The organism is Rhizobium anhuiense bv. trifolii, assembly GCF_024346605.1.
GTDB classification, from domain to species: domain Bacteria; phylum Pseudomonadota; class Alphaproteobacteria; order Rhizobiales; family Rhizobiaceae; genus Rhizobium; species Rhizobium anhuiense.
This window is the reverse complement of the sequence record NZ_CP098801.1, coordinates 166,664-190,584: the sequence shown is the minus strand read 5'-3', so window position 1 is coordinate 190,584 and position 23,921 is coordinate 166,664. Positions and strand designations below refer to the sequence as shown.

The window sequence follows — 23,921 nt, the reverse complement described above, 5'->3', positions numbered from 1 at the left end:
CAACTTACTTCTTGGCCGCAATCTCCCTATGCCGCTCCACCACAGCACCCACGATCATTGTCATCAGCCCTTCGACAAAGTGCCCACTGAGGCCAACATCACTGGCGATGCTCATCAGTCGATCCAATTGGCGTCGCTCTCGCTCATTATCGATCGCCGGCAACGCCTGCTTAGCTTTCAAGTGGCCGACCTGCTCGGTACAGCGAAAGCGTTCGGCCAGGATATAGAGGAGAGCTGAATCCAGGTTGTCGATGGTCCTCCGATAGGAAGCAAGTTGCCCTGCCGCATCATCTGTCATCATTTGAATATCTTCCAAGCGGTTTCATTGGCGCGAGGTAGCGCTTATGAGATGGGATGCATCCTGCGACGCGACAGGGCGACCGTCAGCCAAATTGCCGAAACCAGGAAGTAGAATGCCCCGACGCCAGCGTAGCCCGCAACCGTGGAGATGGAAGGCTCCTGCGGCATTTGCGCTTGAAAGATGAAGAGAGCACCGGCCACAGAGGATTGGCCACCGCTCAAAATCATCGCCCACTGACCTCCACTCGTTCTCCAACGCCGCACGGCAGTTCCAAGCTGCAACAGCCCCGAAAAGATCGCCCATAGACCGAAAGCGCCGAGAACCCAGTTCATGTTCATTGTCAACGCCAGGATCACGGCTATCGTCATAACCGAGCTCGCTGCGACGTTGATCGCTTGGCTCCGGCTGGCGGCAAGACCACCGCTCCTCGCGGCATCGATAACGTTCGCGATTGCATCCCAAGCGGGATAGATGATCAGCAGTGCGGCAGCCACCGCAAAGGAATGCCGTCCGGCAGTCAATGCAGCCGCGACCCACAGCACTGAGAAGGCCGCTCTGGTAAAGTAATACTGCTTGAGCCACTGGTCGTTGTCGCGTGTGGCGCGGGAGGTCTGAGTTGTCGACATTGTTTTCTTCCACTTTCTGAATTGGTTCATGGATGGTCCGCGCGAGCCTTGTCAGACGAAGCCAACATGCTTGCCAAATGGGGTGTTCTCGTCCCAATCATTTCGGCCGATACGATCGCTTTCTCCGGAGAGTTTTACGGCGTTCTGTAAGCTGTCGTGAGAGGGAACCCTTGCCCCGTCACGCTGGTCGCTCTCCCAGCGTATGCGTTTCTCGAATGCCTCGCTGATCGCCTCCTGCCGCTTTGCGACCCATCGACCGTCGGGATCGGAGAGGATCGAATTGGTTTGGCCGATGTCGACCTGGCGAGACGAAGCTGTCGCAGAAATCGGCATGACTTCCTGAACCTTGCGTCTGCTCATGAACTGTCCTCCTGCGGCTTTTCTCAGGGCCTTAGATCCCGGCGTACCATTCGTAGCCGCGGTCTTCCCAATAACCGCCGTTCCCGCCCCACAAGCCGGCGAAGCTGTCGACCAGTTCTATGCGCATGATGTACTTTGCCTGTTTGTAGCCCAGCTGCCGCTCGACCCTGAGGCGCAAGGGCGCCCCGTGGCCGACGCTAAGGTCCTCACCGTTCATCTCGTAGGCGAGGATGGTTTGGGGATGGACCGCATCGATGAGATCGATGCTCTCGTAGTAGCGGCCGCTGCCGTCGAGCGTCTTTTCAAGTTCATCGGCACAATGAAGCACGACATACCGCGCGGTTGGCTTGAGCCCGGCTAAACGGAGCAGGCTGGCAAGCGGCACACCTGTCCATTTGCCGATGGCGCTCCAGCCCTCGACGCAGTCGTGGCGTGTGATCTGGGTGCGGGAGGGAAGCGTCTTCAGATCGGCGAGCGAAAATGCCTGCGGCCGATCGACAAGGCCGTCGATCTTCAATCGCCAATTCGCAAACTTCCCTTCCAGCAATTCCGCATATTCATCGCTGTCCGGGGCGCTCGTTCCGTTGACGCGGAAGGACGGAGAAATGTCCTGTTCGTCAAACTCGCGCGCCAGTGCATCGCGTCCCTGAAGCAGTCTCTGGGCTTTCATGGTCAGTTGCTCGGCTGAGCGAAGGACATTGGCAACGTCTGCGTTCTGGTCCAACAGGTCGCAGCCCGAAAGGGTAAGGGCGCTGGCTCCAAGCGTGCCGCCGATGAGAAAGCGGCGTCGGGTGAAAAGCTTGCTCATGATTGCGGGCCTTTCTCCTGGATCGCATAGCGTCCGGTGATCATCGAGCGGATGTTGTTCCAGGTCCCGGACAGGACCACCATTGCCGCGTGCACGATGACGAAGATGACAAGCGCCGACGCTGTGATGAAATGGATCGTGCGCGCGGACTGGCGTCCGCCGAAAATATCGACAAGGGACGGCAGAGCGGCATCGACGCCCGGTGACATGGTCAGGCCTGTCAAGACCATCAGAGGCAGGAGGACGACAATGACCGCCAGATAGGTGAGCTTTTGAAGTGCATTGTAATGCCTGGCCTTCTCCCCTTCGGGGAAGCGGAGACGAGCGTGGTCGAGGGCCTCGCGGCCGAGATGGCGAGGCGATAGTTCGTGCACCTTTGGCGCCAGGTCTCGCCTGAAATGTCCGCTCAGCACGCTGAAGCTGAGATAGACAACGCCGTTGATCACAAACAGCCAGGCGAAGAAGAAATGCCAGCGACGTCCGGCCGCAAGATCCTGGAATGAAGGGATGGTTGCCCAAGAGGGAAAAGCGCGTGAGACTTGTTCGCCATCAACATTCGACACGCCGAGGACGCCTGTGGTGGGTAGTTCCAGGCCTGCAATGCGAACAAAACCGCGCGGTTCGCCGCCTTCGTCATCGGCGCCAATCGTCAAGACGGCAGGATCACCGTCGGCGCCATAATGTCCCCAGTATAGTTCGGGGTGGGCGTTGAAGATCTGCAGCCCGCTCAGAAGAAGGAAGCTAAGGCAGAGCACGTTCAGCCAGTGCGTGAGCCGGGTCACGACGGAGTGGCGGCGGATAAAGATCGTCCGAGGATATTGAACTTTGTCATTGGAAGCGTCTGCGCTCATCTCAGCGTCTTTCATCTGTGCATTTAACGGCTGCAGACCAAGCAGCGTCGATCTGTAGTCGCTGGCCGAAGCAGTAAGGCGGCTGCTCCGGCCAGTGACGGCGTGGTCTTCACATGGGAGGAACCACGCCATTCTTGCCGACGACCACCTGATGGGCGATAGGGCCTGTTGCAGCCTTTTCGGCGGTGATGAAGACAATAGCGCCAGGAACGAGATCATCCTTGGTGGCCGCAGCAATGGTCACGACCGGTGTCCCATCCGGAATGGCGATCTTCTTTTCCTTGCCATGATAGGTCACGGTGACAGTCCGGCCATCGACGCCTTTAACGGCATCCGCGACCGTCGCATTGGTCATGCTGCTGTCGGGCTTCAGATCCCAACCGTAGCTCCCCTCGCCCGTGCCTTTCATTGCCGGCGGGAAAATGAGAACCTCAAGCGCGCCATCGCCACCGTCGGCCTTCGGCAAGGATGCGATGCCGACAAAATCGCCAGGCTTGATGTCGGTGACCTTGGCATCTGCAACACTTGCCAGTTTCCAGTCGTCGGCCAGGGCGACATCGACGGTTTCGCCTTCGCGGGTCTTTACCTTCAGTGTAGATCCCGCATAGGTGACGATGCTGCCACGGACATGGACCGGTGCGGCTTTCTTATCTTCGGCATGGGCGGGTGCCGCGAGGGTTGTCACGGAAAGGATGCTGGTCAGCCCAAGGGCCACGGCGGGGAAAACATTTTTCATCTTATTCTTCCTACTAGTTGGTAGTTTCGTGGGCGCGATTTTACCTGGGTGGCATAACCACCGCAGGATTAGTGAGAAGCAGCAGGCGTGAGACGACTGAGGGCAGGTTCGAGTATCATTGAGAACACTTCCGGCTTCCCATTGGCTCTCGCCGAAAGCATTGCCCCGTATACGGATGCCAGAAATGTTTCGGCTTCAACATGCGGCGCACTGGTAAGACTCAGTTCGCCCTGCTTGGAACCGCGCTCCATGACCGAAGCCAGCCACGAGGAGATGAAGCGGAAAAAGTTCGTCACCTCGGTTGCGACTTCCGTGGGGAGGGAAGGCAGTTCACTGGCAAGCATAGCACAGACACAGTATGGCCTGCTGGAATCCTCAATGCATGCAGCCCAGTGGTTTGCATAAGCCTTGAGGATGTCCAGAGCATTCGGAACCTTCTGCTCCAGGACTGCCACGCTTGCCTGGCCATCCTCCCGATAACGCTTGACCAGCTCACGCACCAGATCGACCTTGCTAGGAAAATGATGATGAATGCTTGCCTTGCGGATACCGACAATCTCCGAGATATCGGCGTAGCTGAAGCCATTGTAGCCGCCGCTTATCAAAAGGTTTCTAGTGGACGCCAGAATGTCGTCCGAGGTGGTCGAAAGATTGCTCATGCAGCCTGTCTACCTTCTAGTAGGCAGATCGTCAACAACAAATTGGGGTCAGAACATACCCAACGCCTGGTTTGCCCGCGATGAAGCAAAATCGCTGATGTTCTTCGCCGGCATCCATGTGCCGCATGGCAAAGCGTTCGGAAGGTTCGGGACGGCCTCACGACCGACGATCTCTATGGTTTTCTGACCACGGATCCCAACGATCTCGTGAAACCGATCCACGAGAAGGCAATGCCGGTCCTTCTCCTGACAAAGGACGAGACCGACATATGGATGCGAGCGCCGTGGGACGAGGCAAAACATCTTGCCCGCCCGCTTCCGAACGATGCGCTCATCATTTTGTCGCGAGAACCATTTGGGTCATCGATAGTCTCGAAGTCAGGAGAGCCACAAGAACAAGGCAGTTTGCTGTAATCTCCACTTTATGCGGCCACAAACGAGGTAAGCAAAATTCCACCCCAAAATATTCTCGATCGACGTTGAAAATAGCTGATCTCGATCGAGCAGCTCGGCTATCCGCCTGGCAGCAGGCCTGCCTCTTGATAGCTTTGGATCATCGTGTCGAAAAGCGAGATATCAGAACGGCTCCGGGCAAGAAGCTGCGCTCCCGCGACGGCGGCGAAGATCGCGCGCGCCCGCGCCGTGCTCGCCTTCCGATCTGCCAGGCCAGCATCGACAAGCCGTTCCGCTAGCCAGGCGATATTGACGTCAGCGAAGGTCTGCACCTCTGTCCTGACCTGTTCAGGAAGATCGTCGTACTCCGCGCCGAGGAAGCTACCGAGGCACAGGCGATTGCCGTTCTCCAGCGACATCCGGAACGTCTCCGGATACTTTCGGAGAGCAGCCTTCGGATCGCCTTTTATGTCGGCGACTTCTTCGAGCCACGCCTTCGTGTCCTGCCAGTAGCGCTTTGCGATCGCGGCTGCGAGATCGGCCTTGCTTGGAAAGTGGTGATAGATGCTGGCCGCCTTGATGCCGACTTCGGCCGCTAGCTCGCGCATGTTGAGCCCCCCATAGCCGTGCGCTTGGGCGCTTAAACGTCCTGCGGCCAGTATGGCTTCCCTCGCATTCCCGGACATAATTCCCAAACTCCGCCTCATCCTAACAAATGTTAGATAGGGGTTGACGCAGGATTTGTAAAGCACTAGCTCTGCATTGCCTACCAACTGTTAGTTAGAGAGAGCGCGCCATGAGCAATGAACTGATCTTCTCCGATGCCACCAAGCTGGCAGAACTCATCCGCAATAAAGACGTATCGCCTGTCGAAGTCGTTCGGGCACATCTCGACCGCATCCAGGCGGTCGACCCCCAGGTCAATGCAATCGTGACTGTCGCCGACGGAGCGCTTGAAGCCGCCCGCCGAGCAGAAGCCGCAGTCCTTGCTGGTGAGGAACTCGGCCCACTGCACGGCGTGCCGTTCACCGTCAAGGATTCGATCGACACAGCCGGCGTCCTGACGCAGCGCGGTTCGCCGATCTTCAAGGGCCGCACGCCAGACCGTGACGCCACAAGTGTCGCCCGCATGAAGCAGGCAGGTGGCATCCTTCTTGCCAAGACCAATCTGCCGGAATTTTCCTACTGGATTGAAAGCGACAACCTACTGTCCGGGCGCTCCAATAACCCATGGGATCTGGAGCACACGCCAGGTGGGTCAAGCGGCGGGGAGTCCGCAGCAATCGCTGCAGGCATGTCGCCGATCGGTCTGGGAACTGACCTTGCAATTTCCGTCCGTGGTCCTGCTGCGCAGACTGGCATCACCTCGATGAAAGCGACCCATGGGCGCGTGCCGATGACCGGCATCTGGCCACGTGCGCCGCGTCGCTTCTGGCACGTTGGCCCAATGGCTCGTTCGGTGCGTGACATCGCACTGGCCTTCTCGCAGCTGGCAGGCCCGGACGGGCAAGATGCATTCGCCTCCAGCACGGTTCCTTTCGACGCAGGCATTGGCCGGCAGCCATATCGGCAGCTTCGCGTGGGTTGGATGGTCGGACCGGGATTCGGCCCTGTCCATCCGGAAGTTGCCGCCACAGTTAAGGCTGCTGCCGAGGCGTTGAAAGACCTGGGTGCCTCGGTCGAGCATGTCGGTATCCCCGCGCTGGAGAAGGACTTCGCGCTTAGCGTCTTCAACCGTCTCCACGTCATGGAGATGAAGCCAGCCTTCCGCGAGGCGACCGCTGGTCGTCGGGAAGACGAACTTTACAAGATGGCAAAGACAATGCTGTCCCTGCCCGACACTTCGATGGACGATTATATCGACGCAGAACAGGCCGCCGAGCGGCTGCGTGATGGCTATGCCGATTACTTCTCACGCTACGACGCGCTCATCACCCATGTCTTGCCAATTCCAGCCCATAAGCATGGCGTCGAGGAATTTGTGATCGATGGCCAGACAGTCGACGCAACTTACCTCCAGGGCGCTACCGTGCCTCTCAATGTCACGGGTCTGCCAGGCGTATCGATGCGGTTTGGAACGAGCAAGGAAGGATTGCCGATCAACGTCCAGATTGTCGGCAAGTGGCAGGCTGAATCGACTATCCTTCACATCGCATCCCTGCTTGAAAACGTCAGCCCGACACGGGCGATGCGGCCTCAGCTCTGAATGCTACTAACTATTCGGCACGGCTTTCTTAGTGGGAAGGCCGTGTTCCTTCGCCACATCGGCGATTAGAATAGGGATTGCTTTTCACGGGCATTCGCCTTGAAGGGAATCGGACCAAAGACCAGTAACGTCAATTTCTAAGATACTGGAATTATAGACACTTTTAGCTTCACGGCGCCCGCCGGTTTGCCAATTTCCTTCTTTCAGCAACCAGGGTCGCGCAGGTGGCCCTTGAGAACAAGCGTCGGCAGCGGGACCAATTCGAAGTCGGCCGCTCCCCGTATTTTTTTGGCAAGCAAGACGCAACCGATGATGAAGAAGACTACCGAATCAGCAATAGTAGCGGTTGTATATTCTTGTGAGCCGTAAGGTGCCGAATGCATTTGAGCCGTATTGTTATCAAGGGATACAGATCCTTTTCCTTCGTCGACGTCGGTATCCAGGACAAAGCGACCTGCATCATCGGTGAAAACAATACGGGAAAGTCTTGTTTCATCCAGGCGCTTCGCCTCTGTCTCGACGTCGACTTTTCGTCTGCATTCCGCGCGTTGCAGAAGGACGATGTCCATAGCAGCATCGATCAAAGCCGGCCTTTCCAAGTTTTGGTGGGCGTGGAGTTCACGGGCTACGAGGCGAGCGACAACGAGGTCGCGATGCTTCATGGGACCCAGCTTGGAGACGGTCGAGCCCGAATATTCTACAGGTTTCGTCCCAAAAACCTCGTCCGCGGTGCGCTGACATCGGGCGAGCGAACCGCTGACAGCCTCACGCTGGACGATTTCGGATGGGAGCTCTATGGCGGCGGCGATCCTAACATCGACCTTGCCGACTTCGAATGGGATACTGATAATGACGAAATTGGAGCGCGCTCTGTCGGCTTGCAATATCTTCAGGCCTACAGGGTGGTGTTCCTGCATGCGCTCCGCGATGTCGAAGGTGATCTTGCCGATATGCGCCGGTCGCCGCTCATTCGCCTGATCGAGGCGACCAAAATCGGAGCAGGTGAGCAGGCGGCATTGATTGCCGCCGTAAAGGCCGCAAACGACGCGATCGAAAAATCACCGGCGATCGAATCCGTTGCGGATGCCATTGACGGAGCGTTAAAGGACGTGACGGGCGACGCCTTTGCGCTCGATGTCGATATCGGGCTGAGTTCGCCCACATTCCAGTCGATCCTGCGAAACATCCGGATCCTCTTGAGTGGTCCATCGCTGAAAGCCTTTGAGCCGAGACGCAACGGTCTTGGCATGAACAATCTGCTCTACATTGCGATCTTGATCGAGCAGTTTCGCAAGCGCTCGGCAGAAGGCAAGGCGGCGGGCGAACTGATCCTGATCGAGGAGCCCGAGGCGCATCTGCATCCTCAATTGCAGAGCGTCTTGCTGGATGCTCTGCGCGAGTTGCCGTTCCAGTCGATTGTCACCACCCACAGTACCCAGGTGACGGCAAAGGCGCCGCTGTCGTCGTATGTGATGATGACCAATACAGGCGGCAACGCCCCTTACGTCTCGACCATCACTTCTAACACCGCACTGACACCGTACGACGTTGCCGATCTTGAACGCTATCTGGACGCAACGAAATCGAACCTGCTCTTTGCCCGCAGGATAATGCTGGTCGAGGGAGCGGCGGAGGCTTTTCTGCTTCCCGGCCTTGTCAGATCGGCCATGGGAATAGACCTCGAACGGGCAGGAATCTCAATCGTGCCCATACACGGCGTTCATTTCGGAGCCTACGCACGATTGTTTTCCGGAATCGGCCTGCCGAAGCGCTGCGCGATCGTCGCCGATGCAGATCAGGAACCATCGGACGCCAAGCTGACGGACGACGAGGACCAGGATGAAATCGATGCGCCGGAGAAAGAGGTCCTGACCGCCCTGGAAGGGGACTATGTAAAGGTCTTCCTTGGAGCGACGACATTCGAACGGGAGATCACCCTTCCCGAGAATCTGGACATGCTGCGGAAGGCAGCAGCGCGCATTGGCGCGCCCCGCATTTCCAAAAAACTCGAGATGGCCGAACTATTCGGTTTGGTTGACGACGGCTTGAAGAAGAGCGTGCTTAACACGGCCAAGCGGTTCGGCAAGGCGCGCTTTGCACAGCTCGCAGCCGAAAACATTTCGGAAAAGGCCGCCATCCCTGACTATGTTCGCAACGCAGTAGACTGGCTGCTCGAATGAAGCTGACACCGCAACAACAGCTCGCTCTCGATCATCCCGGCAATCTGCTTTTGAAGGCGTGCCCAGGAAGCGGCAAGACGCGGACGATCGTTGCAAGGCTCGTCAAGGAGGTGGAGGAGGTCCGGGGGACGCCCTATGCGGTCGCGTGCATCACCTACACCAATGCCGCGGTCAATGAAATCGACGCCCGCGTCGCTGCCCATCTCATGCCGGATGACCAGACAAACTACGTCATCTCGACGATCCATTCGTTCTGTCTCCATCATATCTTGCGGCCATTCGCGAGCCGGGTCGCGGGTTTTTCCGGCACGATGAAGGTGCTGACCTCGGAGAGAGCCGAGTTCGTCGAAATCGCCGATCTCGCCGCGGAGATGGTCGGCCGATATGATCTCCGCTTTGAAGACTATCTGCGTTTTGGTGGAATCGGCCTCGACGCCAGCGGTGCGTATATCGGTTCTGCCCTCGAGGATGACATGGTCGCTCTCGCCGCGCCGCACTTCATGCGACTGGCAGCCGATCGCGGCTTTATCGACTTCGCCAGCATTCTCTACCATTCCTATTGCCTTCTCCGGGACGATCGAGAGGTGTCCCGATCTGTCGCGACGAAGTTTCGTTCGTTTCTGATCGACGAGTTTCAAGATACGACTGAAATCCAGGTCGAGATCCTCCGACTTCTCCATGAGGAGAAGCGCTCGAAGTTCTTCCTTGTCGGCGATCCCGCTCAGTCGATCTTCGGATTTGCGGGTGCGCGACCCGAGCTCATCGACCCCTTCGCTGACGAGATCGGCGCCAAGCGCGACCTGTCCCTATCGTGGAATTTTCGATCCAGTCCGGCAGTCGTCGAACATGCCGAGCGCCTCTTTCCTCGCAATCCGGCAATGACAAGCGAGGGCAAAGTGAAGAATTGCCCAGAGCAGGTCCACCTCGTTTCGACGCGGAACGTCTTCGATGCTATAACGGACGAGTTCCTGCCGGCAATCGAGCGCATGAAGTTGCCATTGGGCCGGTCAGCGATCCTGGCAAAGAGCTGGAATGCGCTTTATCCCATTTCTCGTGCTCTTCGGGATTACGGGATCCGTGTGGTTGGCCCGGGTGCAAGGCCCTACAGACGCTCGCGGCTTTTCGCATCATTGGCGGAGCAGCTCGGGGCTGCCATTACAGATGAGCATCTGTACAACATCCGGCAGCTGGAGCGAGCGACCTTCAATGCGATCCAAGATGCCAGCGGGGAAAGCCGATTTGACGTCTATGGCTTTGACGGACGGCGAACTATGGTTGCGCTCCTACGGATCGCGAAGGATTTGGCGCGGTCGCTCGACGGCGTCGAATGGCTCGACGCGACGGCGCAGGAGGTTGGTCGTGTCCTGGTGGGGGACCAGTGGATCCCGCCGAAACATGAAGCCGACTTCTCCGCTTCCGTGCAGGAGATGGTTTCAGACATGCGGCACAACGGTATCGACGTCGATAACCTTTCAATCGATGACCTCGGCATGTTTGCCAGCCCCGACAAAGCGTTGCGGTTGATGACCATCCATGAATCGAAGGGGCGGGAATTTGCAGCTGTTGCAATAATCGGTCTGAAGGAAGGTTCGATGCCACATTTCAAAGCACGAACCCCTGAAGCGGTTGATGCGGAGCGGCGGCAATTCTACGTCGCGGTCACCCGGGCAGAAAAGCTACTGATGTATGTGTACGACCGTGACCGCTATAACAATCCTCCGAGCCGATTTCTTGGGAAGGAGGGCGTCGGGATGGTCTAGCGAGGCCGGCCGTCGATGAATTATGAAGGCCAACAGATAGGGAGTGCGCAGTGCCGCTAGATGAGAAGCTCCGCAAGCAGTGGAAATCCGCAGGCTATGAGCGGGGTCATGGCAGCGACGCTGTTTTAGCGCCCCCGCCTCCGGGATTAAAACGCTTGTACTACCTAACTGGCCCAGAACATGCGATTTCGAATATTGTCTTCGGTAGAGTGAAAATATCTCGTTTTTCAGAACTCAATGACCCTTTTGAGCTGCTGGGTCAAAATTTTGGACAGCAAGATATCCGTCAGCTTGTCAGAGCGCACAAAAGCACTTTCAACGATAGTCAAGGGGTAATATGTCTGAGCGAAGACTGGGTTGATCCGGTGTTATGGAGCCACTACGCTTCCAAGCACAAGGGTCTCGCGCTTGGCTTTGATGTGGACAGCACTTTGGTACAATCCGTGAAATACTCATCGTCACGGCTGAACAACAAAATTGCTAGAGGAACAAAGTCAATTACAAAAGAACTTGCCGATCTGCTCACCTATACAAAATATGAAAGTTGGGGCTACGAGCGCGAATGGCGTATGCTGATTTCGCTCGCTTCTGCGGAGAAAGAGGGCGGCCTTTATTTCATGCCCTTTGGCTCTGGTCTAAAACTAAAGGAAGTGATTCTAGGATCTCTCTGCGATTCCGATCTGAGGAAAGTTCGGGTGCTGGTCGACCAACATCACGCTGGTGTCAAAACTTATCGTGCGAGGCTGGCGCTGCGATCGTTTCGAATTATCCCTAATGGCAGCACTGTGCCACAGCCATAGAATTTCCACGTCTTTGGAAATTCCCGCTATATTACGTACGCCACTCACGTAGCCGTACTTTCCGTGCCATAGTCGGATCGGGTATTCAGCGCATTTGACCTGATGATATATGTCGCGACGGGGATAGGCATGCATTCACACGACAATGGTAGTAAAAGACTGCGTAAACTTGTCGCCCAGGCTGTTCCCGCTCGCCCCCAACTGCCGCTTGTTCATAGCACCGATGCGTACCTGTTTGACGAGGTCCTCACGAGCGGACAGATTGAACCGCAAGCCTGCAATGTTTTTGTTGGCGAGGCGTTGATATACACGTTCTACGGTCGCCCATCTTTCAGACCGAACTTAGCTGAACTTGCGACAACAATGGACCACTACTTGCCGGTCTGCCTGATATTCAAGCAATCATTCTCCGAGGAAATTCGTCGCGTCTTTCCTTTTGACACTGGCGCTTTCATCAATGACTTTTACCGCTCCTACCTTCACAAAAAGATGGCGCTGGGGGACTTCTCACTAGAGGCAGACCTAGAAACGCCTGGTCGGGTAGTGTCTACCTTTTTTGGAACTACTCGAAGTTATCTTCAAGCACGGCCTGATGCCTCTATCGAACTCGATGCAAGCCAATTTGAAGCAAAGAGTTATGCGGCCTTAATCGACGCTAAAGATAGTAATGCGATGGACAGCCGCGGATCTGGGATCGAAGTGCAAATTGCCGATTCGATTGCGATCGCTGATTGGGTCGAGGCAGCTGTTGTTCCTTCAACTTTTGTTGATTCAATAATGGGCAAGGAGCTTCGCCGGCTCAACATCGACGTCCTTCCTTATGACGTCCACGGAAGGATGCGCCCAAACGAGTATTTCTCTTCAATTACCGATATGTGCATCCACTACTATGCAAAAAAGGGCATGCTTCAAGAGATCGTTGGTTGATATGCCCATCCTTGATCGCACTTTACCATCATCACGCGAGGCCGTCGGTTTTGAACTGCCCATTTTTCGTAGCTACAAGGGTGCGAACTCCGACCTGGTGCAAAGGATAGCACCTGACGACTCAATCGAGTGCTTCCAATTAACTCGGTTGGACACCCAGCACGCGATCGGGGTTGGAGATTTGGAGCTATATGTTGACGACGGCGACCAAGCGCTATGGGCATTCCGGGATGAGGAACAGCGGTTAATTGTCGGAGCGAGGTCAGACCTCACCAAGTACGGTATTGAAGCCCTCACGAATGGCTACTTAGGCGATTATCCGGTGGCAGCTGCGGAAATGGCAGCTTTTTGCCAAGCGCAGACGCGCTTTCCCAAGGTACTCAAACGCGCCTTCGAACATCTCGCAGCAATTTCTCAGAACAGTGCGGCTTCATGGTTGGATGTGACTGTCCTCTTACCTGCAATCAAACAAGACATAGCTGAATATCTAGGAAGAACTACCGCTGATCGCCGCCACCTTGCGCAGCTTATTGCGGTCTCCGGCAATGAACAAATAACGATCTATGGCCCGAAACAGCTGGTTTCACGAGAGGTGCCTCTTCCGCGCTTTCGTCCTCTCGCTGAGATATTTGATATCAATAGTGTGCGGTTTATTTCTTTCGATCAGTCTCGTGTAAGCCCTCGCCAGCTAGTTTGGCGGCTTGCAGGGTCGGGCGGCTTGACGCGGGCCGTCTTAAAAGGCCGACCATTTTTTGGTAGAACGCATTTCAACCGCGCTACGGGACTGACAGAGACAACAGCGTTTGGAGATTCCAAATTAGATCTTTTCGCGAAACCCCAACTCCTTGTACGGGTACTCGGTAGCGATCGTGTAGATGTAGAATATGCCAAGCAGCAACTGGCGGCCGCTGATGAATTCAGCTACCGGCATGCGATCAACGTCCGACCGATGGGATACGGCACGCCACGAACTAGCAAGGTCAGTACCCGCGACGTGTCCAAACAACTGATCGATGCCGACATGGTTTGGCTAATCGCTACGCATAAATTACGGCAGACCGGAACACCAATGAACGGCATGGGCGGACTTCATACTGCCTCGCGAACATTGGCAGGAGCATTAAAGGCCTTGGTCGCCCACATCGATCTCAATGGCGAAATTTCATTCTTCCTTGAGGCATTGAAGAATAAGAACGCCTTGGGCATTATCGGGACATGGCGCTACAACAACAACGCCAACATCGATGACAATTTAAAACGTCTGATCTTCAATATGCTTTGTGAAGATGCTTTGCTCAACAGTGCGGAGCGTATTAGCGTTATGTGGTCGCTGAAAAAGATACCCGTTCCCGATCTACAAACGGTCACGTTTGGACGACGGCAATACAAAGTCGAGTTTATCGCGCCCAGGAACTCTAGCTTAGGCTCGACACTAGTCGGATTTGCGGTCGACATCGAGCCCTCGCGGAATTCGCCAACTGACTTCAGGGATTTCTGCGTCGACCTCTTCGCGGGTTATGGGTGGTGGCAGGCGGCGAATTCTGGCTCGAGTGTTTTAATGCAACGGAGAGACATGACGTTACGCATTTTTCCCACCACCGCGGCCGAGGACCTGCCGGGACTGTTGTCGGAGCGGCGCTCAGATAAGGAAAAATTTCTGATTTTGACGAACAAAACGGTGCCCTCGTACCTCCGTCAGAGAATTATGACGCCGTCAGTCAATGTCATTCACTATTCTGAACTTGGACGCTGGCTTGGCGCCGCTTTCGGAGAAAAGCTGATAGCTGGCCTTTAGTGCTGTCGAACTGCCCAGTTCCCTCGTTCCCTTCAAATTTCCCAGTCAAGCCGACGCGGAGGCAAAAGAGCAGAAATCCGACAACTCGCGGTGAGTGAAAATTTTAAAGGGAATTGAAAGTGTGTACGCAATCTCCATAGCTGCCGCACGCGACAAAGCTTGCTGATCCGCCAGATCTTCGATCGACAACAACGGGCGCTCCCGCGTTTGGTCTCCCATACGGTTCGCAAGTATTTCCGCCGGATCCGCCTCAACGTGAGCGATCGCATCCGGCTTTAAGGCCGCAAACACGCGCGGCCCAATAACCTCTAGTCCTGCCGCACCATGAATAACGGTATGCGCGTCAAGGATTATCAAACTACCTGCTGTCTTTTTTGCCCTTGCAAACCCTCTGACAAGCAACTCTTGATTCTCATCAATGTCCTGCAAGCGTAGGCTGTCGTGCTCGTATTTTTCTGCGCCCGCCTTGCCGATAAGTGATCCCGCAGTCAAATGCTTAAACGTGAGAAATTCACCCGCCGCCTTCAAGAAGGTAGACTTCCCGACCCCGGAAACTCCTACAACAGCGATTAGTCGCTGTGTCATACCTCGAACTCCAGATTTGCGCGATCAATTAAACGCCTCAGAATGGCGGGTTTGAGCTCGTAGATCGATTGCGGGGGATTACCGTTCACAACGCCAAAATCTCGCAACTCCTCTATTCCGATAGCCGGATCTATATAGGCTATCAAAAGGTAGTTGATCACTTTTACCGGTTTGACGGCCGTTGCATGCCAGTCTTCAAGCTGCTGTTCACTGTAGACCGATCGACCGCCCGTTAGTTGCATGAGCTCTCGCGTAGAGCTAGCGAATGTGAGGCTTTCCAGTACGCCAAGTGCGGTCATCGCTTGAGAGGGGCGTTCCTTCGATGCGCCTTTGTAGAAGAAAAGCAAAGAACCAGCGTCACCGAGATTCGAAGGTGCCCGACACAGATACACCTTTCGAATCGTGTTGCCTGGTCGCGCAGGACGGTCGGCCCTAGATGCGCCGACAAATAAATCAGGCTGCTTTGGCTTCCACAGATCTGGGTAAAGAGTGTCGTGGTAGTCCTCTTTTATCGGAATTCCGAATCCACGAACTTTATCCACGACCAAAAAACGCGGGTAATTTTTTCTAGCTGCTTCGAAGACCGTGATCGAGGCATCGTGGGTTAACTTTTTCAATGAGAAAGTCCGCTCATAGATGAGCTCACCATTCTCTTTTGTACCGGCATGGTGGAAACCATAAAACTCCAGCAGGCTCATCAAGGATGTCTGGCTTTCGTATGTTGTCAGGTAGGCAACCTCATAGCCGTTTCGCTGAGCGTACCAGAGCACCTGCTTCAGAAGCAGTTCGCCGAGCTTGACCCCGCGTTTGTCAGGTGCAACCTTGAAAGTGCAAACTTTCAGTATCTTGTCGGCCTTGGTCACCGCGTCCGTATCGATGCCGGTCTCGTCCTTTCGTACAATAAGGCCGGCGAGCTTATCGTCGTCATAGACAACCCAGCACGATCGGTGTTGTCGGACGCATTTTTCCCGCCACCAATTGTTGAACTCGGGGTAGTCATCGCGGAGACTATTGAAAAAGTCATCATCGTGGTTGATCGTATGAGCTTCGACTTCGGCCACATGCCGGATCGGAACTTCCTTCGGCTCATACGTCTGCGTTAGGAGATCGGCCGCGTCGCCAACGAACAAGACGCGTCGACCCAGCTCGCCTGAATGCTTGAGCGCGCGCTCGTGAAGCCCCTTGTCTTGGGTGACCAGGAAGTCAGCGGCATCGCTCTTAAGCGCGTGCAGAAGGGTTGCATCGACAATGTCATTCGGTCGTTTTAAAGGACCAAATTCGGCTGCTAGATCGGCTTGGCTCAGGCCGCGTCGCTTTTGAAGGATCTGGTATTTCGCAATCTTGCTGAGCGAAATTCGGCGACGCTCTGGATCCTTGTCACGGGAAATGTCATCGCGGGCCGCTTCGTGCACAAAAATTGTAATCTTGTGAGCGGCCGCCAGGCTAGAGAATCTGGCATATGCGGCTTCGACGGCGCGGTAGTCTTCTAGGCCGATCAAAATGTTCGTATCAATGAGATACGACTGTTGCCTCATGTCTCAAGGCCTTTCGAAGATCGCGGCTCGCGTACAAGAATGACTGCGGTGGCTCGAAGCCAAATTTTTCACGCAGCTCGGTGAGGGGTATGGGACGGGAGAACGGTTTGACATCGTCAAAAAGCAACGCGAAGCCGAAGTCGAGACCTTGGAAATAGCTTTCGAAATTGTCTCGATCGATAAACGCAGTGTCCTCGAACTCGGCCCAAATCTGCTCTATCGGAAGCTTTAATACTTCCTTTATCTCCGCCGCGCCAACCATGGCTCGGATCGGTGATGTCGAATAGATATAGGCGACTGTACCTCCGGGCGCCGAGACAGGAAATCTACGCCGAAGCTCTACTGTCTTGCGACCCTCAAGGATTTTGTCAGAATATTGCGGCCGGATGGAGAGCACGACATCGCGCTGTGGGCGAAAGGGCTCGTCCGCCATGAGTGGGAACACGAGCTGGTCGTCGTGCCCGTACTCGACGTCGAATGCTTCCTTTACGCGCAGAACTAGCCGGGCGTCGGCAGGGAACACAGCATCCACACGCAACGAGGCGCCGAGCGCTTCAACATAACGTTGGACAGTCGACAAATATACTTCACCGCCCTTTTCAATTTTCGAAACGGCGGCCTGCTGGATATTCAATCGTGACGCCATCTCAGCTTGGGTCAGCCCAGACAGTAATCGAAGACGCCGTAAGTCTACACCGGCCGCATGCTGCTCGAACGACTCCGCAACCGCTGATGCTTCAAAAATTTTTCCGGCTAACTTGCCCATAGACCGGCATCCCATTATTCAAGTTGCTAAGGCAGCACAACATTCCTTGCAGGGAATGTTATTGCGGGAGGCCCGGTCAAGCAAGCATTTCTTGTTGTTATCAATCGGGAGCCGAATCTGATCCCACTTGGCTTGTAGCCGCAAGGGCGCCCCACCCATGGCGGACGTTAGGAAGGTTGAGAGAAACCTAAATCTGCGCGCCGCCGCTCGGTTTGGCGAATAAGTTGGCTCGGCCGTTTCGCTGTCTTGCCCTTCGTACCGTGTTCCACCACAGAACAGCAACACCACCCCCGAATAGCGAAATCGACCAAAGTTCGCCAATGAGTGAAACTGAAAGTGTTGAAATCGTACTGCCAACCGCCCCCAAAAGCACAATTGCAAGGATATAAAAAAGAAGACCGGGTGAACTCGTACGAAAAGTCGCAAATGCTGTAAAGTCTTCGATTTCCTTTTTACCATCCCCTTCACGCCAGTGGTATATAATTAGGCGCTCGGCGATATGGCGCTCTTTCTCCGCCACATTGGATCTCACGGACTCTCCGCGGATGTAGGAAGACCACAGGTCCGGTTCGAGCCGACGAACCTTGCGAAGCGGCGCATGCTGGGTAACAAGCTCGTGGCCTAGGTCACGAATTAGAAAGTAATGAACACGGACAACGCTGAACGAATAGAGCTGCGCTCGTTGCGCGATCCGAGCCGGAAAGCTCCGCTGCTCGTTCAGACGGAGCTCGGTCAACTCCAACTTGTTCGCTGAGGAAACAAATAACTTGTCTTTCGCCGAGACCTCTTGGGTGAGAGCTGACCCTGCACCCTTTTTCAGTTCAACCCGAAAACGCAAATATTGCGCAGGTCCAGGAGCCCTTCTAAGGCGCGTGCAAAACTGCTCAGAGAATGTGAGAATGCAGTATGTCTGCGTGGCATTATCTTCAACAGGCTCAATCTTGATATCATTGCCGATGTCAATGCCATGTATGGTGACGAACGGGCGTCCTTTTGACTTCGTTTGGTAGTGTCGATCCTTGACTCCTTCTAGTTCCACGACGGTGTTGAATACCGCGTCCAAGGTCTGGCCAAACCTCATAACCTCACTGAGGTCTTTGAGATCGCTCTTATCAATCAGAAACGGAAGCAAGACGTAAAAACGGCTAAGGCGGGTGACATTCTCCAGCTTAAGGCCAAGGTCAATGAAATCGACCCCTGCGGGCGGATCACGCCATAGGTTGACATGGAGTTCCAGTTTGGGTTTGACGGTCTCGTCTGGCCCAGTTTCCTGGTCGACCGGCTTGATCTCCCCAACCTCTTCCAGTGGTTCGAACCAAAACGCTAACGTGCCGTTCATTGAATAGATCCTTAGCCGGCCATTTGCAATTGTTCGACAGACGGGCGTCCGAGTTCGTCATCGACATACATGTATGACTGGGGCGGAGTGAAATTGTCAAAGAATACAGCCGGATCAATGGGTGGATGATACCGTCGAGTAGCGCCGACAACTAGGGCGAAGCTCGTGGATCTTCCAGAGAAATAGGAATCAAAGAACTCCCTTGTGATGCCAGAATGGCTTTTTGTCAGTTGCCAAAGCCGCTCGGGCTGTTCGCAAAGGATTTCGTCTATATCGAACTCGCCAATAATTTGGCCCACTGGCCTGGTCACATAGACTACTACGGTACGGACGGCCTTGTCCCTAAACATTGACTTCCGGAATTCATACCGCTTCGTTCCCTCGAATATCTTTTCCGCAAACTCTGGCTTAATCGACAACAAGACTTTCATTAACTTCTCCGAGGTGCAGAATATCCAGGAATTGCTGATCATTTAGCGAGCGCAAATCCCATCTGGGGTACTCGCTAAGGCCGACCTGATCTAGCAGTGATTGCCGGATTGGACGTTTCGGGAAGGCAGCATTATAGGTCATTTTAACGGCGTATAACGGATGTCCATCTGCATGTCGCGCATAGAGTTCGCTCTCCGTAAAAACACTGTGATCCTTAGCAAAGGCAACGAAGTCAGCGGCCGTGGAAAAGTCCTTCCGGGACTTGCTCTCCTCTATCACGCAGACCGAGGTGGCGACGGAGCGGAATCGTGCTTGCCCAGCCCGGTCGGTCGTCCGATAAATCACCACCAAATCGCCCCGCTTCATTCGCGTCAGGACCAGCTTGGCGATGTATACTTTGTGGATAGTATTGGTGTGAGGGACGTCTTCCTCAATTGCAGGATCTTCGTTTCGTAGTATTGAGTCTGGGAAGAGACTCGTATGATAATCGGGGTATATGGCTAGCAGCCATTTTTTCTTTCCAGATGTGTGTATAAACGGAAAGTCCATCTCAATGTTACCGGTGGTCGTATCCATCGACCGAACTAGAACAAGTTCCTCTCCGTTAACGGTCGTCTTCACACCTTTTTCTTCGAAGCCATACCTCTTAAAGATTTTTATCAGGCCAGGATGCGTATCGAATACCGTGACGTACACTTCCTCTGCCCCGTCCCGCACTGCATGGTCGAGTATCCGCTTTATTATGCGCTCGCCCAACTTTGTTCCCTTTGCCTCGACTTTGAGAGTTCCAACCTTAAGGCGCCGCTTCGCCGGTAGATTGGGTGTCACGTCAACGATCGGACCATTTTCCATTTTTAGGTACACAAAGCCTCGGAGGCTTCCGTCATTGTCGTCTACAACGTAAACTGGCTCGTTCGCCTTTTTCGCGAACCAGTCGGAGAACTCAGCGTACTGGGCCTTTAGGCTGTCGAAAAAGTCGTCATTGAGATCGACATCCTTGAATTTTGTTGGTCGTAGCGTCTGTCCCATGGTCCGTTCCCGACTCACTTGCGGTTGCACCAAGAGCGTCTGCAATTTTGCGCGTAATGCAATGTCCTCAGGGCGTGCCCAACAGCTTTGTTTTTCAGAAAACTGTGCCGGTGTGTCGGTCTTGAATGCGACTTCGTAAAGTTGGACACCGCCTCGTCTCACCTCACCTCACCTCGCACCACCACCTTGAACTCCGTCAGCGCTTCGGCTGCTGACGGTCGGCGGCGCTCTCCTAAAACAAGCCTAATGGATCACCTCGCGTCGTTCCCCCGCTGGGCGACTGGAGGACTTGTTTTACAGTATCCCCCATGCCCGAAACCTCCCCCTCCCCGTCATCTCGCGCAGGCCGAGTTCCAAAACGATTCGCCGCGCCGCCTGCGGCGTCACCTCGAGCGCCTTGGCGACCATCCCGGCCGAAACGAGCGGTTTTGCCATCACCAGCTCGACGAGCTCCGGCAAGTTTTGACGACGTCCGCCGACCTTCCAGTTTTCGCTCGAGAAGGGTTCGCGCCAGTGCCAGTCGGTCATGCTCTTTCAAGCCCATCTCGGCGGCACACTCTCGAGGTTATCCGATCCATTTCGCCGAAGGACCGGGGGAAACGCCGACGGATGGTGCTGAGCTCACGTTCTTTGTCTGGCGAGAGTTTTGCGAGCGCGCGGAGCCGCCGTCGATCCAGAGACCCTCGGTGAGCGAGTTCATTGAACTCCTGCGGAAGCTCATGCGGCGGTCTGGAAGGCAAAAAATATGACAATAACCGGCGAAAACAAGCCAAGAATTGCGATGTTGGGCTGGGGCTCTCTGATCTGGGATGTTCGACCCGAATTCGACAACCAGCACGGCCCATGGCATGACGATGGCCCGGTACTGCCGCTCGAATTCTCACGCGTTTCGGGTGCCACACGCGGTCGTGCCCTTACTCTCGTCATAGATACTGCCAACGGGTCGGACTGCACTGTCAAATACGCACTTAGCAAACGCCGCGATCCTGAAGATGCTATCGCTGATCTGAGGGGGCGAGAAGGTACCATCCTGAAACGGATCGGATTCTGGTTCGCAGATGGACGGCGTAAATACGAGTTCGGCGTTCCGGGAGCGGTCGCTACCTGGGCGCAAGACCGAAAGTTTGATGCGGTGATATGGACCGCCCTCGAATCCAACTTCAAGGAAGATACCGGCGAAAGTTTCTCGATCGATGCTGCCATCACACATCTAAAATCTCTGCCGGCTGAAGGAAAAGCAATGGCGGCCGAATATGTTTGGCGGGCGCCATCACTTGTGAAGACACCATTGCGCCGGAAGCTTCAGAGTGAGCCTTGGTTTACAGAAGAAAAGAACGGCTCGGGGCAGTGACATGGCGACGTTGGTAGAAATCGTCCCCTATGATCTCAACTGGCCAAGGCATTTCTCAACGATTTCATCCGAACTCCGCCAGCTTTTGGGAAACAAGGTTGTCGCCATTGATCATATTGGAAGTACATCAGTGCCTGGTCTGTCGGCAAAGCCTCTCATCGACATCGATATCACCTTGAATGGCCTTGCCGATATTCCCGCTGCGAGCGCGGCTCTGATCGAGGCGGGATACGATCCTCGCGGCAACCGCTATGGCGACGATGTCTGGGCCTTCCTGCACAGCGGCAGCACACGAAAGCAGCGTGTCTATCTTTGCCCGCCTGACAATGAAACGCACCGTCGTCGCCTTGCGTTTCGGGACTACCTGCGAAACCATAAGGATGTCGCCGATGCCTATGCTCATCTTAAAGAGCGGCTCGCCAAGCAGTTTCCTTATGATGGAGATCGGTATACGGCGGAAAAGAGTAGCTTCATCAGCAACGTGGTCGAGCGTGCTCGTTCAGTCGCTAATGGTGCCATCGACTCGGAACAGGTTGGCGAAGGCTGATGATGGCACACGATATCGATATAGAGTTGTTTCGTCAGCTTGAACAGGAGTTGCACAGGCCAGATGTTCGCTCATCCCGAGAAGCCGTCTCCGCGCGGCTTGCTGACGATTTTCTGGAGTTTGGTACTTCCGGAGGGTCTACGACAAGCATCTAACTATCGATTCACTGGCGAAGGAAGGTCTTTCAGATCGTGTCACGTTGCCGGAGGTCCGTGATTTTACCGCAAGGATGATCGCAATAGATGCGGTATTGGTCCTGTATCGCAGCGTGAGGCAGGCAGATGGGGGCCTTCCCGAGCGAACAACGCTGCGAAGTTCTATCTGGAGGCTGATCGATGGCAGATGGAGAATGGCGTTTCATCAGGGAACGATCGTGCCAACCGCTGTGTTGTGCTCGGCTCCCGCTATTCCCGGACGCAACGTTCTCCTTCGAACCGCCACCTCTGATGACATCGAAGCGTCCTCAGCATCTCTGGATTGATGTGATGGAAGAGAGCGGTGAACTTCTCCTTCTTCCTTTGCCTTGCAGCATTCCGTATGCGGTCCAGCGCATGGGACACACTTTCCCGGTCCTGCGCCCGGCGCGTGCTTTGCTGGTCCGCATTCCCCTTGGTTCCTGCCCTTGGCTCCCCTTGCTCCGCCACCGATACTCCGGCGTTGTTCGCAAGCTTCGTTGCTACTATGGCAGGATCTGACTCCTCAAGATCGTTCTTCACCGGATTCAGCTCCTCGCCTTCCCGATGCGGACCAGCAGTGGCATCCCACTCTGGCCAATCCCGAGGTCTCCCGGTTCCCGCGCAAGGAGCGTCCATGCATGCCAGGGTCTCAGACCACGCCGGGTTGAATCGACACTCGCGCTGTCGCACCGATTCATATTGCCTTCCGCACACAAGACGAACGTCGGCACCCGAGAAGCGTCAATTTCGCGGTTCAATGGCTGGCCTACATGCTCCCCTGTCAACGCTTCACGCACCTCACGGCTGCCCGCGCATGACTCGGGGTCAATGTGGATCGCTACTCCTTCATTGCAATGGACTTTCACCATCTACTCCTTGCCGGTTTCTACCGGCGCACCTTGTTCTGACCCCAGCTAAGGAAGCTGAAACCACCGAAGCGGCTGCAGAAGCACGAGAGATCCCACCAACCCCCTTGGTGCTCAGCGCAACAAGGTGCTGCTCGGCACCGAAGCCGAGACGGGCGTCCTCATTCAGCAGCTTTCGGATGACCGGTGCGGCGCCCTTTGCAAGGACTTTTGGCGCTACTGCCAGCAGCCGCGACGCCAATCGATCATCTTGGCGGCGGAGCGCACGTTGCCTCGTCCCCGTCAGCCAGCAAGGCCAACGCACGCGGCACGCGAAGGAGTTACACCTCCCGGCCTTTTGACAGGGGCGTCGTGTAGGCTAGGGATTGTGAAACACGTTGAAGGGCGTGTTCACCGCGTCATTTGCACCATACAATTCGGCCAGCTTCTCGAAGGTTATCGTAATTTTTCTTCCGCCGTTCGGGTCGATCAGCTTCACGTTGGTTCGCTTGGGAGTCTCGTCCCCTGAAATGCCGTAGATCGTGACAAGATGGGCCATATAATTGTCTGGAGCGTCGGCATCCACTCCAACACCGAGAGGGCCGTGTGCCTTCAAAAGTGCTTCCCAGGCTCTGGCAGGCCGCGATTGCCCGGCAACACTGATCAGTCTGGACCGCTGCAAAAATAGCGGGATGTCTCGGGCTAATAGGGGATCACCGCTAGTAAGATAGTCCTTGAACGGAGATCCGAGGTGGTTGGCGGTCTCTCGTAGGCTCATTGGTCTCAGGAGCGACCAGGACAGGAGCGTCGCTGTTGTGGCAAGCCAACATAGCGCGCCATCATTCTGATCGACGGGGTTGATCGTCCCAGCAACTTCATAGTTCACGCTCATGGACTTCCTCTTCCAATCCTGG

The 23,921-nt window shown here is 55.2% G+C and carries 25 protein-coding genes and 3 pseudogenes; 11 read left to right on the top strand and 17 right to left on the bottom strand.

The window, feature by feature from the left end:
- Positions 1-4 precede the first annotated feature (4 nt).
- The 7 genes from NE851_RS00865 to NE851_RS00835 all read right to left on the bottom strand — a co-directional run bounded on the left by NE851_RS00865 (position 5) and on the right by NE851_RS00835 (position 4,341).
- Entirely contained in the window at positions 5-301 is a 297-nt protein-coding gene (locus NE851_RS00865) for a chorismate mutase (RefSeq protein ID WP_111791012.1), read from the bottom strand.
- 41 nt (positions 302-342) lie between these two features.
- Complete coding sequence (locus tag NE851_RS00860; RefSeq protein WP_254956336.1) at positions 343-927, bottom strand: DUF308 domain-containing protein; 585 nt, start codon at positions 925-927, stop codon at positions 343-345.
- A 51-nt stretch (positions 928-978) separates the two neighbouring features.
- Positions 979-1,287: a hypothetical protein gene (locus tag NE851_RS00855; RefSeq protein ID WP_254955674.1), complete on the bottom strand. Its 309-nt coding sequence runs from the start codon at positions 1,285-1,287 to the stop codon at positions 979-981.
- 31 nt (positions 1,288-1,318) lie between these two features.
- The gene (locus tag NE851_RS00850) at positions 1,319-2,095 is read right to left on the bottom strand and encodes a molybdopterin-binding protein (RefSeq protein WP_254955672.1); all 777 of its coding nucleotides are present in this window, start codon (positions 2,093-2,095) and stop codon (positions 1,319-1,321) included.
- The gene (locus NE851_RS00845; RefSeq protein WP_254956334.1) at positions 2,092-2,946 is read right to left on the bottom strand and encodes a cytochrome b/b6 domain-containing protein; all 855 of its coding nucleotides are present in this window, start codon (positions 2,944-2,946) and stop codon (positions 2,092-2,094) included. The genes NE851_RS00850 and NE851_RS00845 overlap by 4 nt, the downstream gene beginning before the upstream one ends.
- A gap of 109 nt (positions 2,947-3,055) precedes the next feature.
- Positions 3,056-3,682, bottom strand: coding sequence for a hypothetical protein (locus NE851_RS00840; RefSeq protein ID WP_254955670.1), 627 nt, complete (start codon positions 3,680-3,682; stop codon positions 3,056-3,058).
- Between the two features lie 68 nt (positions 3,683-3,750).
- Complete coding sequence (locus tag NE851_RS00835) at positions 3,751-4,341, bottom strand: TetR/AcrR family transcriptional regulator (RefSeq protein ID WP_254955668.1); 591 nt, start codon at positions 4,339-4,341, stop codon at positions 3,751-3,753.
- Positions 4,342-4,387: 46 nt separating this feature from the next.
- Between NE851_RS00835 and NE851_RS00830 the strand changes: the two are divergent.
- A pseudogene (locus NE851_RS00830) lies at positions 4,388-4,755 on the top strand (SOS response-associated peptidase family protein); the annotation flags it as partial.
- Positions 4,756-4,853: 98 nt separating this feature from the next.
- Here NE851_RS00830 and NE851_RS00825 read toward each other — a convergent pair.
- On the bottom strand, positions 4,854-5,420 hold the full coding sequence (locus NE851_RS00825; protein WP_254955666.1) for a TetR/AcrR family transcriptional regulator: 567 nt from the start codon (positions 5,418-5,420) through the stop codon (positions 4,854-4,856).
- Positions 5,421-5,530: 110 nt separating this feature from the next.
- Here NE851_RS00825 and NE851_RS00820 point away from each other — a divergent pair, with 110 nt between their 5' ends.
- From NE851_RS00820 to NE851_RS00795, 6 genes are all read left to right on the top strand, one after another.
- Positions 5,531-6,940 (top strand): amidase, encoded by a 1,410-nt coding sequence (locus NE851_RS00820; protein ID WP_254955664.1) that lies wholly within the window; start codon positions 5,531-5,533, stop codon positions 6,938-6,940.
- Between the two features lie 377 nt (positions 6,941-7,317).
- On the top strand, positions 7,318-9,120 hold the full coding sequence (locus tag NE851_RS00815) for an ATP-dependent nuclease (protein ID WP_254955661.1): 1,803 nt from the start codon (positions 7,318-7,320) through the stop codon (positions 9,118-9,120).
- Positions 9,117-10,880, top strand: a complete 1,764-nt coding sequence (locus tag NE851_RS00810; RefSeq protein ID WP_254955659.1) for an ATP-dependent helicase — start codon at positions 9,117-9,119, stop codon at positions 10,878-10,880. The genes NE851_RS00815 and NE851_RS00810 overlap by 4 nt, the downstream gene beginning before the upstream one ends.
- A gap of 50 nt (positions 10,881-10,930) precedes the next feature.
- Positions 10,931-11,680, top strand: a complete 750-nt coding sequence (locus NE851_RS00805; protein WP_254955657.1) for a DUF2971 domain-containing protein — start codon at positions 10,931-10,933, stop codon at positions 11,678-11,680.
- Between the two features lie 129 nt (positions 11,681-11,809).
- Positions 11,810-12,607, top strand: a complete 798-nt coding sequence (locus NE851_RS00800) for a hypothetical protein (protein ID WP_254955655.1) — start codon at positions 11,810-11,812, stop codon at positions 12,605-12,607.
- Between the two features lies 1 nt (position 12,608).
- Positions 12,609-14,402 (top strand): hypothetical protein, encoded by a 1,794-nt coding sequence (locus NE851_RS00795; protein ID WP_254955653.1) that lies wholly within the window; start codon positions 12,609-12,611, stop codon positions 14,400-14,402.
- A gap of 45 nt (positions 14,403-14,447) precedes the next feature.
- On the opposite strand, the gene NE851_RS00790 is transcribed toward NE851_RS00795, so the two are convergent.
- The 7 genes and pseudogenes from NE851_RS00790 to NE851_RS00760 all read right to left on the bottom strand — a co-directional run.
- Positions 14,448-14,987, bottom strand: coding sequence for an AAA family ATPase (locus NE851_RS00790; protein WP_254955651.1), 540 nt, complete (start codon positions 14,985-14,987; stop codon positions 14,448-14,450).
- The gene (locus tag NE851_RS00785; protein WP_254955650.1) at positions 14,984-16,522 is read right to left on the bottom strand and encodes a GNAT family N-acetyltransferase; all 1,539 of its coding nucleotides are present in this window, start codon (positions 16,520-16,522) and stop codon (positions 14,984-14,986) included. The genes NE851_RS00790 and NE851_RS00785 overlap by 4 nt, the downstream gene beginning before the upstream one ends.
- Positions 16,497-17,288, bottom strand: a complete 792-nt coding sequence (locus tag NE851_RS00780) for a helix-turn-helix domain-containing protein (RefSeq protein ID WP_254955648.1) — start codon at positions 17,286-17,288, stop codon at positions 16,497-16,499. Before NE851_RS00780 ends, NE851_RS00785 begins: the two co-directional genes overlap by 26 nt.
- 187 nt (positions 17,289-17,475) lie before the next feature.
- Positions 17,476-18,627, bottom strand: a complete 1,152-nt coding sequence (locus NE851_RS00775) for a hypothetical protein (RefSeq protein WP_254955644.1) — start codon at positions 18,625-18,627, stop codon at positions 17,476-17,478.
- 11 nt (positions 18,628-18,638) lie between these two features.
- A complete protein-coding gene (locus NE851_RS00770; RefSeq protein WP_254955642.1) occupies positions 18,639-19,058 on the bottom strand; it encodes an ASCH domain-containing protein in 420 nt (139 codons plus the stop codon).
- Positions 19,036-20,088, bottom strand: coding sequence for a GNAT family N-acetyltransferase (locus tag NE851_RS00765; protein WP_254955639.1), 1,053 nt, complete (start codon positions 20,086-20,088; stop codon positions 19,036-19,038). The genes NE851_RS00770 and NE851_RS00765 overlap by 23 nt, the downstream gene beginning before the upstream one ends.
- A 294-nt stretch (positions 20,089-20,382) precedes the next feature.
- Positions 20,383-20,641, bottom strand: a pseudogene (locus NE851_RS00760) (helix-turn-helix domain-containing protein); the annotation flags it as partial.
- Between the two features lies 1 nt (position 20,642).
- Between NE851_RS00760 and NE851_RS00755 the strand changes: the two are divergent.
- From NE851_RS00755 to NE851_RS35230, 4 genes and pseudogenes are all read left to right on the top strand, one after another.
- Positions 20,643-20,837: pseudogene (locus tag NE851_RS00755) on the top strand (HIT family protein); the annotation flags it as partial.
- A complete protein-coding gene (locus NE851_RS00750) occupies positions 20,834-21,439 on the top strand; it encodes a hypothetical protein (protein ID WP_254955637.1) in 606 nt (201 codons plus the stop codon). The pseudogene NE851_RS00755 and the gene NE851_RS00750, both read left to right, overlap by 4 nt.
- Before the next feature lies 1 nt (position 21,440).
- Entirely contained in the window at positions 21,441-21,986 is a 546-nt protein-coding gene (locus NE851_RS00745) for a GrpB family protein (RefSeq protein WP_254955635.1), read from the top strand.
- 157 nt (positions 21,987-22,143) lie between these two features.
- Entirely contained in the window at positions 22,144-22,467 is a 324-nt protein-coding gene (locus tag NE851_RS35230; protein WP_368411029.1) for a hypothetical protein, read from the top strand.
- Positions 22,468-23,008: 541 nt separating this feature from the next.
- Here NE851_RS35230 and NE851_RS35410 read toward each other — a convergent pair.
- Together NE851_RS35410 and NE851_RS00740 are read right to left on the bottom strand one after the other, a co-directional pair.
- Positions 23,009-23,332 carry a DUF1403 family protein gene (locus NE851_RS35410; RefSeq protein ID WP_438270070.1) on the bottom strand — a complete coding sequence of 108 codons (324 nt, stop codon included), beginning with the start codon at positions 23,330-23,332 and terminating at the stop codon, positions 23,009-23,011.
- A gap of 54 nt (positions 23,333-23,386) precedes the next feature.
- Positions 23,387-23,899 (bottom strand): papain-like cysteine protease family protein, encoded by a 513-nt coding sequence (locus tag NE851_RS00740; RefSeq protein ID WP_254955633.1) that lies wholly within the window; start codon positions 23,897-23,899, stop codon positions 23,387-23,389.
- Positions 23,900-23,921 lie beyond the last annotated feature (22 nt).